11 protein-coding genes are annotated in these 10,438 nt (G+C 63.2%); 8 read left to right on the top strand and 3 right to left on the bottom strand.

Translation table 11 applies throughout. The annotated features are described in order from the left end of the window. The 5 genes from GX181_09870 to GX181_09850 form a co-directional block, all read left to right on the top strand. Positions 1–201, top strand: a 201-nt coding sequence (locus GX181_09870) for a 2,3,4,5-tetrahydropyridine-2,6-dicarboxylate N-acetyltransferase (GenBank protein NLM72246.1), incomplete at its 5' end; no start/stop codon positions are given. A 22-nt stretch (positions 202–223) separates the two neighbouring features. Next, the gene (locus tag GX181_09865) at positions 224–1,426 is read left to right on the top strand and encodes an aspartate kinase (protein ID NLM72245.1); all 1,203 of its coding nucleotides are present in this window, start codon (positions 224–226) and stop codon (positions 1,424–1,426) included. A gap of 4 nt (positions 1,427–1,430) precedes the next feature. Beyond that, positions 1,431–2,522 (top strand): aminotransferase class III-fold pyridoxal phosphate-dependent enzyme, encoded by a 1,092-nt coding sequence (locus tag GX181_09860; GenBank protein NLM72244.1) that lies wholly within the window; start codon positions 1,431–1,433, stop codon positions 2,520–2,522. A gap of 258 nt (positions 2,523–2,780) precedes the next feature. Further along, a complete protein-coding gene (locus GX181_09855; GenBank protein ID NLM72243.1) occupies positions 2,781–3,917 on the top strand; it encodes an aldo/keto reductase in 1,137 nt (378 codons plus the stop codon). A 3-nt stretch (positions 3,918–3,920) separates the two neighbouring features. Next, the gene (locus GX181_09850; GenBank protein NLM72242.1) at positions 3,921–5,129 is read left to right on the top strand and encodes a hypothetical protein; all 1,209 of its coding nucleotides are present in this window, start codon (positions 3,921–3,923) and stop codon (positions 5,127–5,129) included. A gap of 73 nt (positions 5,130–5,202) precedes the next feature. Here GX181_09850 and GX181_09845 read toward each other — a convergent pair whose 3' ends face one another. Then, positions 5,203–6,666, bottom strand: coding sequence for a hypothetical protein (locus tag GX181_09845; protein NLM72241.1), 1,464 nt, complete (start codon positions 6,664–6,666; stop codon positions 5,203–5,205). A gap of 125 nt (positions 6,667–6,791) precedes the next feature. On the opposite strand from GX181_09845, the gene GX181_09840 reads away from it, so the two are divergent. Further along, a complete protein-coding gene (locus GX181_09840) occupies positions 6,792–7,271 on the top strand; it encodes a pyridoxamine 5'-phosphate oxidase family protein (protein NLM72240.1) in 480 nt (159 codons plus the stop codon). A gap of 32 nt (positions 7,272–7,303) precedes the next feature. Here the strand turns inward: GX181_09840 and GX181_09835 are convergent, their stop codons facing one another. Then, positions 7,304–8,365, bottom strand: coding sequence for a class I fructose-bisphosphate aldolase (locus GX181_09835; GenBank protein ID NLM72239.1), 1,062 nt, complete (start codon positions 8,363–8,365; stop codon positions 7,304–7,306). Between the two features lie 179 nt (positions 8,366–8,544). Between GX181_09835 and GX181_09830 the strand changes: the two genes are divergently transcribed. Further along, complete coding sequence (locus GX181_09830; GenBank protein NLM72238.1) at positions 8,545–9,426, top strand: NAD(P)-dependent oxidoreductase; 882 nt, start codon at positions 8,545–8,547, stop codon at positions 9,424–9,426. A 123-nt stretch (positions 9,427–9,549) separates the two neighbouring features. Then, positions 9,550–9,987 carry a transcriptional repressor gene (locus GX181_09825; protein ID NLM72237.1) on the top strand — a complete coding sequence of 146 codons (438 nt, stop codon included), beginning with the start codon at positions 9,550–9,552 and terminating at the stop codon, positions 9,985–9,987. 219 nt (positions 9,988–10,206) lie between these two features. Here GX181_09825 and GX181_09820 read toward each other — a convergent pair. After that, the coding region (locus GX181_09820; GenBank protein ID NLM72236.1) for a methyl-accepting chemotaxis protein at positions 10,207–10,438 on the bottom strand (232 nt) is incomplete at its 5' end.

Genomic DNA, 10,438 nt, shown 5'->3' with positions numbered 1-10,438 from the left:
GTTGTGGTTGGCGCCAACGCCGTGGTGCTGGAGGGAGTGCGCATAGGCAGGGGCGCGGTGGTAGCGGCGGGTTCGGTGGTGACGGTGAACGTCCCGCCTCGCACGGTGGTTGCCGGCTCGCCCGCCAGGGTGGTCAAGGAGGTCGACGGCAAGACCGAGTCGAAGACCGCCATAGTCCAGGACCTGCGGCAGTTGAAGTAGCGGCCGGAAAGGGGAGGCTCGGTTGATAGTTCGGAAGTACGGCGGGTCTTCGGTGGCCACGCCGGATAAGATCAAGCAGGTGGCGGCGGGGATAAAGAGGCGGGTGGACGAGGGGGAGAGCCTCGTGGTCGTGGTGTCCGCGATGGGCAAGACGACCAACATGCTCATCTCCCTCGCGCAGGAGGTCTCCTCGAACCCGTCGCCGCGCGAGCTGGACATGCTGCTGGCCACTGGCGAGCAGACCTCGTCGGCGCTGCTGGCGATGGCGCTGGGCGACCTGGGCGTGCCGGCGCTGTCGTGCAACGCTTTTCAGCTTGAGATGACGACGACGGGCGACTTCAGCAACGCTCGCATAATGGATCTCAACCTGGACAGGCTGAAGCGCAGGCTGGAGTCGCACAGGGTCCTGGTGGTCACCGGCTTCCAGGGGATAACCCCGGACGGCGACGTAACCACCCTGGGTCGTGGCGGGTCGGATACGTCGGCGGTGGCGATAGCCGCGAAGTGCGGCTGTCCGTGCGAGATACTAAGCGACGTGCCGGGGGTCTACACCTGCGACCCGAACAGGTTCCCGGCCAGAAAGCTTGAGTACATCACCTACGACGAGATGCTCGAGCTGTCGTCGCTGGGCGCGAAGGTGCTGCACTCCCGCGCTGTGGAGATCGCGAAGAAATACTCGGTCGACCTGTACTGCGCGTCGACCTTCTCGGATGAAAGGGGGACACGCGTGGTGAACAGCCTTCCCGAATGGCTGGAACAGCCGGTGGTGACCGCCATCACCGGCGATGAAAACCAGTCCAGGGTGAGCATAGCCAGGATGCCTTCGTCAATGGAGGCGGTGAGCGCCCTGTTCGGCGGCCTGGCCGATCGAGGGGTGAACGTGGACATGATCTCGACCGTGAACGAGAACGGCTACACTCACCTGACATTCACCGTGGTCGACGCCAAGGGCAAAACGGTAATGGAGGCGGTGCGAACCGCTCTCGCGCCGTGGAAGGGGTGGAGTGTCATGGAGGATCGAGACGTAGTCAAGGTGTCGGCGGTCGGAGTCGGGATGAAGTCCGCTCCCGGAGTCGCGGCCCGTTTCTTCCGTGCGCTGGCGGGAAGGGGCATAGAGATGCTCGGCACCACCACGTCCGAGATCAAGATCTCCGCCCTCGTGTCGAGCGTGAACGGCGACGAGGCGCTTCGGGCCCTGGTCGACGAGTTCTGCCCCGCGGAGTAGATCGATGCTGTCGCCGGTCTACTCGCCTTTCGACCTCGTCGTCGAGCGAGCCGCGGGGATACAGATACTCACCGACAGGGGAGTCTTCCTGGACGCCTTCTCAGGCCTAGGCGCTCTCCCCCTGGGGCACAGTCACCCGGACGTGGTCCGTGCCATAACCGCCAAGGCCGAACGGTACGCCCACATCTCGAACTACTTCCTCGACCCGGACGCGCCGAAGCTGGCCGACGCCCTGCTGGCCATGACGGGTCGAGAGGGCGAGGTCATCTTCGCCAACTCCGGCGCGGAGGCGACCGAGGCTGCGATCAAGGCCGTCAGGAAGCTTCGCGGGGGAGCTCTCGTGTCGTTTCAGGGCAACTTCCACGGGCGCACGACCGGGGCCCTCTCCATCACCTGGAGCCCGGCCATGCGCGAGCCGTTCGGGCCGCTGCTGCCCGGATGTGTCTTCCTCCCGCTCGACGGCGACGCCCTGCTCGACTTCGCCCGCAGGGAGGAGATAGCAGCCGTCTTCCTCGAGTGCGTGCAGGGGAACAGCGGCGTCCACCCGATACCGGCGGGGCTGGCCTCGACGGCCGCGAAGCTTCGGCGGGAGAGGGGCGTGCTGATAGTCGCGGACGAGATACAGACGGGACTGGGTCGCACGGGAAGATACTTCTCCTACGAGCACTGGGGCCTTGCGCCGGACATAATCACCATGGGCAAGGGAATAGGGGGCGGACTGCCCCTCGGCGCGGCGCTATTCTGCGGACTCTCCCCCTTCGGGGCGGGGGACCACGGCTCCACCTTCGCGCCGAACCCGGTGTCGCTTGCAGCCGGTCGCGCCGTACTCGCGCACGTAACTCCAAAACTGCTGGAGGAAGTCGAGCGCAAGGGCGAGAGGCTGCGCAAGGGGCTGGAGCGGCTCTCCTGGGCGAAAGAGGTGCGCGGCCTCGGCCTGATGGCGGGGATAGGGACGGACCGCCCGGACGAGGTTGCGAGCCGCGCCTTCAAAAGGGGCCTTCTTGTGAACCGCGCGGGAGGCGAAATCCGCCTGCTGCCGGCGCTGACGTCGACTGAACGAGAGCTGGACGAGATACTCTCCCGGCTGGATTTCTAAGGAAAAGGGCGAGATCCCTCGCGTTCGCTCGGGATGACGATGGCTTGTCATCCCGAACGCCCAACGGGCGGAGGGATCTAAGCAGACGACCGAACGGGCGATTTTTCCGTTCGTGTTGATCGCTTGGCGGCATGTTTCTGGCCGCCTTCCCCAGCGCTCGGGATGACTGAATCGTAGGAGGGGCCTCCAGGTTTTTCGGCCTTGTGCGATAATACATCGTACAGGGTCGTTTTTTTGTTGAAAGGAGGTCGTTTACTCATGCTGTACCGTAAAATGCCCCGCACGGGGGACGAGGTTTCGATTCTCGGCTTCGGATGCATGCGCTTTCCTCTTGACGACGAGGGGGGTATCGACGAGCCCAGGGCGACCGCGATGCTCCGCTCGGCCATAGAGAGAGGTGTCAACTACGTCGACACAGCCTGGGGCTACCATGGCGGCGAGAGCGAGCCGGTCGTCGGCCGCGCCCTTGAGGGCGGCTGGCGCGACAGGGTGCTTCTCGCCACCAAGCTCCCCTCGTGGCTGGTGGAGAAGCCGTCGGACATGGACTCTTTCCTGGACGAGCAGCTCAAGAGACTGCGAACGGATCATATCGACTACTACCTGGTGCACAGCCTCAACGCCGATCGGTGGGCGAACATGAAGAACAACGACTACGCAGCCTTCCTCGACAGGGCGCTCGCCGACGGAAGGATCAGGCGGACCGGCTTCTCCTTCCACGACGGGCTTCCCCTGTTCAAGGAGATAGTGGACGACCGGCAGTGGGACTTCTGCCAGATCCAGTACAATTTCCTGGACACCCACTACCAGGCCGGGACGGAGGGGCTCGAGTACGCGGCAGAGCGAGGTCTGGGCATGGTCATCATGGAGCCTCTGAGGGGCGGCAACCTAGCCCGCAACGTACCGGACGCCATGATGAGAATCTGGGAGGAGTCGCCCAGGAAGCTGTCTCCCGCGGGATGGGCTCTTCGCTGGGTCTGGAACCGTCCGGAGGTCGGGGTGGTGCTGAGCGGAATGACGGCTGAGAGCGACCTCGAGGACAATTTGGCTACCGCGGAGCTCGGCGAGCCGAACTCCCTGACGGCCGAAGAGCTCGACATGATCGACAGGGTGGCGGCCGAGTACCGGACCAGAATGAAGGTCGGCTGCACCGCCTGTCAGTACTGCATGCCCTGCCCTGCGGGGGTGAACATCCCCGAGTGCTTCAACCGCTACAACATGGCCTTTATGTTCGACGACCTTGAGATGGCCAGGGCGACATATCCCGTGTTCGTCAAGCGTGAGGCGAGGGCGAGTGTATGCGTGAAGTGCGGCGAGTGCGAGGATAAGTGCCCGCAGAACCTGCCGATAAGGGAGCATTTGACGGCGGTGGCGGAACTGCTGGAGCAGGATGGCTAGATCATGCGGGAGGTGAGGGGCTTCTCGCCCCTGCCTGTCTTTCTTGGCCTGGTCGCCGGGCTCGCGGGAGGGCTCGTGTCCGCCTGCTACAGGATGATGCTTTCGGAGGCCGAGTCCTTCTCAATGCACGCCCTTACCGGGAGAGGGGCCCTCTCGTCTCTTGCGCTGCTGCCCCTCTGGATTGCCGGCGCTGTCGTCATCGGCCTGCTCATGGAACGGGCGCCCATGGCACGCAGGGGCGGGGTGCCTCGGGTGAAGGACGAGTTCGCGGGAGGGCCTGCCATGAACTGGTGGCGGGTGCTGGCCGCAAAGTTCGCCGCGGGGGGGCTGGGCATCGCGCTCGGGCTGTCGCTCGGCCGCGGAGGCCCCTCGGTGCAGATGGGGGCTGCGGCGGGCAAGGGAGTCGGTGGCCTGCTCGGGGCAGGCGACGAGGAAAGGCGGCTGCTGCTCGCGGGAGGGGCTGCGGCGGGTCTGTCGGCCACCTTCAACGCTCCGCTGGCCGGGGCGGTCTTCGTCATGGAGGCGGTGGCCCCTCGCTCCGTGCCTGCGGCGCTGTCGGCTCTCTCCGCGTCCTGGGTCGCCGGTCGCCTGGCCGGAGGAATCTTCGCCTCCGGTCCCCTCTTCTCCTTCGGCGGGATCCCGGCGCCGAGCGCAGGACTTCTGCCTCACTACCTGGTCCTGGGGATCCTGTGCGGCGCGGCGGGCGTGCTGTTCAGGCGGATGTCCGCCGTCGCGGATTCGTCCTTCGAGAGGGTGCCCCCGGCGTGGCGAGTGATTCCCCCCGCTTTGGCGGCACTTGTACTGGCACGGCTGCTGCCGCAGGTGCTCACGGGCGGGCACGGGATGATAGAGTCGATTGCATCCGGCGGGTACGGACTCAAGGTCCTTTTGTTTCTCTTCGTGGTGAAACTGGCGTTTACCGTGATGTGCACCTGCTCCGGCGCTGCGGGGGGGCTGTTCTACCCGACCTTGGCGGTAGGCGCGGCCCTCGGCGCCCTCTACGCGGCCGTTGCCTCCCGGGCAGGATTGGCGCAGTTATCGCAGGTCGGCTTTCTGATGGCCGGGATGGCGGGACTCATCTCGTCGGTTATGAGAACTCCCGCGACAGCGGTCATTCTCGTGGCGGAGATGGCGGGAACGGGCTCTCACCTGCTTCCTGCCGCCACGACCTCGATTGCCGCGCTGCTGGTATCGTGCGGCGGAAAGTGGTAACCGGGTGCCCGCGGACATGACGGCGAGCGCGGTTAAGACCATACGCCCGATCGTTCTGCGCCCCCTCCCCGAATCACTCTCTCTTCTGCGGCGCGAACATCTGCACGAAGACCCTGTGCGTGGCGCGCGGCAGTATGCGGTATCCCTTCTTCTCCTTCGTCATCCACAGAAAGTAGTCCTTGCAGAACGAGGAGTTCAACTCCAGGATGGACTTGTTGCGGTTCTCCTTTATCAGATCGTAGCTGTTCTTCAGCACCCTGTCCTCGTCGCTGTCCCAGCGGAAGGTTCCGAGGGCGTATAATGCTGCCTTCTCGGCGCTGTAAGTCGGAAATACCGGGAGCAGCAGAGTGTGGTCGTTCCAGTCGTACGTGCCGAATCCCTGCCCCGGGACCATGATGACCCGCGGGATGCCGTACATCCTCACCCTTGCCACCACCAGCATGTCCGGGTCGAGCGCGACCATCTCCTCCAGCAGCCCGGCGGCCTTGTCTATGGAGAAGGGGGGTTTGTCGCTCTGGCAGAGCTGAGAGTCGTCCAACCTCGCTGACTTGGCTGTGAGGGTGATGTACTCCTTCTTGGTCTCCAGCATGTTCCGAAGCTCTCTGCGGCGGAAGGGCGGTGCCTCCATCTCCAGGTCCTTCGCTTTTTTCTTAACTCGCCGGTCCCACTTGATCAGCTCCTGCTCGACGTAGATTATGTTTCGCGAGAGAGACTTGTTGTAGGAGATCAGCAACTCGGCGGTCTTTATGTCCTCCTCGGTCAGTTTGGGAGCGGGGGGTTGAAGGTTGTACTCGTCCAGGTCCCCGTCTGGAATCTCCTCCTCTTCCTCCTCGGACTTCAACTTCAAGGCGCCCTTGATCCGCTTCTCCGCCTCGGTGAAGGCGCGATTGTCGACCGACATGGCCTGCCGCTCCTTCTCGTCGGCCTCGCGGAACTTCCGGGTGCGCATCTGCACCTCCGTATAGGCCCTGATGCAGCGAAAGAAATCGTCCAGTATGTCCTCTGCCTCCGAGGGGTAGACCCCTCCCATCCCCAGTAGATCGGGAAGGACGTCCATTGTCCTCACCTTCAGCTCGTCGAGCTGCTTTCTCATCACCGACAGCTTCGCTTCTATAGAGTAGCCGCTCCTGGGCGCTGTGACCGGCTTGCTCATCACCATGCTGTAGCACTCGGCTATGTGGTCGGAGAATGAATAGTACTGGAAAAGCCCCGCCGGCGCCCTTGAGTTGAGCGCAGATGGCAGATCGGTATGGAAGGGGGTGAGCCTCTGGTCCACCACCCCGAAGTCGAGAAAGAGCCGCTCCTGCTCGTCGAAGACGAGTTCGTCGGGAAGGGGGGCGGTCTTCGCGTCGACCAGGGCCAGGACCACGGTCCAGTACTGAGCCGATAGATCCTTCCAGAACCTCCGGGCGGCAATCCTGTCGTTGGTCTCCGAGGAGTCCCGCACCGCAAGATAGCGCTCCGCCGTGGCGGAGAAGCTCTCCGTCGCCTCGCGGACCTGTTTGTTGTCCTTCCACTGTTCGAACTCGAGCAACATATTCATCAACCTCCGATTCGCCGAAGAAAAAGCACAATAACCGCTAAAGCGAGAGAACTCGTTTATAATATCATAAAAGGGAAAAAGAAAACCCCGGCTCGAGCCGGCGGGAGGAGGTTGCAGAGATGAATCGTCCAATGCGCAGAGTCGACAGGGAGATAACGGATCAGTCCGAGATAGACGACATTCTAGGCCGGGCCGTTTACGGGCATCTCGCCGTGTGTTACGGAGGCGAGCCTTACGTCGTCCCGATGAACTTCGTCTCGGTCGGAGAGTCGCTCTACTTTCACTGTGCCGCCGAGGGACACAAGACCGAGGCGCTCAGGCAGAACCCAAGGGCCTGCTTCCAGGCTGAGATCGACGTGGAGCTCATACCGGCGCCCGTCGCGTGCGGGTGGGGGCTTACGTACAGGAGCGTCGTGGTCTCCGGCCTGGTGAGCTTCGTCGAGGACGTCGCGGAGAAGGCCGAGGCCCTGACCGCTCTCATGAAGAAACTCGCGGGCGAGTCCTTCTCCCACGAGTTCAGCGAGGAGGAGCTGGGCTCCGTGGCCATCCTGCGGCTCGACCCGACGGAGAGAAGGGGGAAGGCCAGGCGACCCGACTAGCCGCCCGGCCCTCCCCGGAAAATCGCCCCGGATCAGGCTATGGTAACCTGCTCCTCCAGGTAGACGTCCTGGACCGCGTTGATTATCTCGACGCCGTCCTTCATCGGACGCTGGAATGCCTTGCGACCAAGGATCAGCCCCATGCCGCCGGCCCTCTTGTTGATGACGGCCGTCTTCACGGCCTCGGCCAGGTCGCTCTCTCCTCCTGAGGCGCCGCCCGAGTTGATCAGCCCCGCCCTGCCCATGTAGCAGTTGGCGACCTGGTAGCGGGTCAGGTCTATCGGGTGGTCTGTCGTCAGCTCCTCGTAGACGTTCTTGTGCGTCTTTCCGAACTTCAGCGCCGTGTAGCCGCCGTTGTTCTCCGGCAGCTTCTGCTTGATTATGTCCGCGCCTATGGTGACCCCCAGGTGGTTGGCCTGGCCCGTGAGGTCGGCCGACACGTGGTAGTCCTTGTCGGCCGTCTTGAAGTTGCTGTTGCGCAGGTAGCACCACAGGATTGTCGCCATCCCCAGGCAGTGGGCCATCTCGAACGCCGCGCTTATCTCCTGGATCTGGCGGGACGACTCCGCGCTGCCGTAGTAGATCGTCGCTCCCACCGCCACCGCGCCCATGTCCCGCGCCTGCTCCACCGATGCGAACAGTATCTGGTCGTGCGTATTCGGGTAGGTCAGCAGCTCGTTGTGGTTGATCTTCAGCACGAACGGGATCTTGTGCGCGTACTTCCTGGCCACGGACGACAGCACTCCCAGGGTGCTGGCCACCGCGTTGCATCCCGCCTCCACCGCCAGCTTGACGATGTTCTCCGGGTCGAAGTAGATCGGGTTCGGTGCGAAGCTCGCGCCCGCGGAGTGCTCGATCCCCTGGTCCACCGGCAGGATGGACAGGTAGCCGGTGCCGGAGAGACGCCCGGCGTCGAACAGCGCCTGCATCGACCTCATCACGGGGACGGAGCGATCCGACAGGGCCGTCACCCTGTCCACGAAATCCGGCCCGGGCAGAGTCAGCAGCGACTTGTCGACCGTGGCGCACTTGTGTCCCAGGAGGCTCTCCGCCTCTTCACCGAGCAGCCCTTCAATCCTCTCAATCGTCTTCATGCTAACTGCCTCCTTTTCATTATTCTGAAACAGGGTTAGAATACAGGGCGTTCCAGGGTTGAATCCGTACTGCAAACCTCTGATACTATTGTACCCGTATCATTGTACCCGAGAAGAGCCTCTCTGTGAACGAACGAAACGACGCTCGAAATCGTCGAATAATCCCCGGGGGTGAGGATATGAAACTTGTAAAGGGCAACTCCGTTGTGGGCTTCATAGGCCTGGGAGTCATGGGGCGCAGCATGGCAGGGCACATACTGAAGGGCGGATACGATCTGCTGGTCTACAGCCGTACCAAGAAAAAAGCCTTGGATCTGCTGACGCAGGGAGCCGTGTGGAAGGATGATCCATCCTCCCTCGCGGAGAAGAGCGACGTCGTCATAACCATGGTGGGCTTTCCCAAAGACGTCGAGGATGTCTACCTCGGCGAGAGAGGGATAGTCGAGGCAGCGCGACCCGGGACGATACTGGTCGACATGACGACCTCCAGTCCCGCCCTCGCGCGGCGCATAGCCGAAGAGGCGTCGCGGAGGGGTCTGCTCTCCCTGGATGCTCCCGTCTCCGGCGGAGACAAGGGCGCGAGGGAAGCGACCCTCTCCATAATGTCGGGCGGGGACGAGGGGGCATTCGAGGACGTCATGCCCCTCTTCGAGCTGATGGGCAAGAGCATCCTGCTCATGGGCGGTCCGGGCAGCGGTCAGCACACCAAGATGGCCAACCAGGTAGCAATAGCGTCGAACATGATGGGAGTCTGCGAGGCGGTCGCATACGCCAAGAAATCAGGACTCGACCCGGAGCGAGTGCTGGCGGCCATCACGGGAGGCGCGGCGGGAAGCTGGTCCCTGTCGAACCTCGCGCCCCGTATGCTCGCGGGCGACTTCGCCCCCGGCTTCTTCGTCAAGCACTTCATAAAGGACATGAGGATAGCCATCGAGGAGTCCGAGCGGATGGGGCTGGAGGCCCCGGGGCTTGAAAAGGCCTTCGAGCTCTACACCAGGCTTGCCGGGGAGGGCGGAGAGGACTTCGGCACCCAGGCGCTGTTCAAGATCTACGACAGGTAGCCCTGGAGAAGGCTCGCCAAGGGCCGAGAAAAAAGACCCCGCGAAGGGGTCTTTTTTATTGACTTAAAATAGATCTTTGTTTAGAATTGTTACAAGATAAGACGAGAAAGGAAGTGACCCGCCGTGCGCTCTGTCGAACAGATCTCCGGAATGCTCAGGGCCAAAGGTCTGAAGCTCACTCCGCAGCGGCGACTTATCATAGACATTCTAATCCACGACAGGACCCATCCGACCGTGGAGGAGGTCTACAGGAAGGTCCTGGAGACCATGCCGGAGGTCTCCAGGACCACCGTGTACAATACGATACGCGAGATGATCAACCTGGGCGTTGTGTCGGAGGTCGAGCACTTCGGCGACGGCGGCGTGCGTTACGACACCGCAGCAGAGCCGCACCACCACTTCTTCTGCGTCAAGTGCAAGGCCCTGGTCGACGTGGACCCGAGCGAAAGCCCTCTGGGCGCCGAGTGCGAGGGAGTGCCGGAATCCCTCCCCGGCTGCGTCGTCTTCAAGAGGCAGCTGACCCTGTACGGCCTCTGCGCCGACTGCGCCGGGAAGGAGTAGTTCACTCGCCCCGGCGCAGTCGTTAAACCCGGATTCCTCGCGTTCGCTCGGAATGACACAAGCAGGCGACCGAACGGACGATTTTTCCGTTCGTGTCGATCGCTTGGGCGGCATGCTTCTGGCCGCCTTCCCCAGCGCTCGGAATGACAGAGACAGTAAAAAGCAGGGAGCCGCCAGGCGCCCTGCTTCTCCATTAGCGAATCGCGTTCCCGGTCGCCGCTACTTCTTCGGCACCAGTCCCGTCTCTCCCGTCGCGACCCTGAACCTCGCCACGGACCTCTCCATCTCCTCGGACAGCCTCACCAGGTCGGCCGCGGTCGCCGCCATGCTCTCGGTCATGCGGCCCTGCTCGTCCATGGAGCTGTTCATATGGCCGATCTGCTCGGCTATCTCCGCGCTGGAATGAGCGACGTTGTCCATGCCCGCGGTCATCTCCTCGGCGCTGGCCGAC

The sequence above is a fragment of the Synergistaceae bacterium genome, assembly GCA_012521675.1.
In the GTDB taxonomy this organism is placed as follows: domain Bacteria; phylum Synergistota; class Synergistia; order Synergistales; family Aminobacteriaceae; genus JAAYLU01.
The sequence above is the reverse complement of the archived record's forward strand: the minus strand, read 5'-3'. Positions and strand labels throughout refer to the sequence as shown.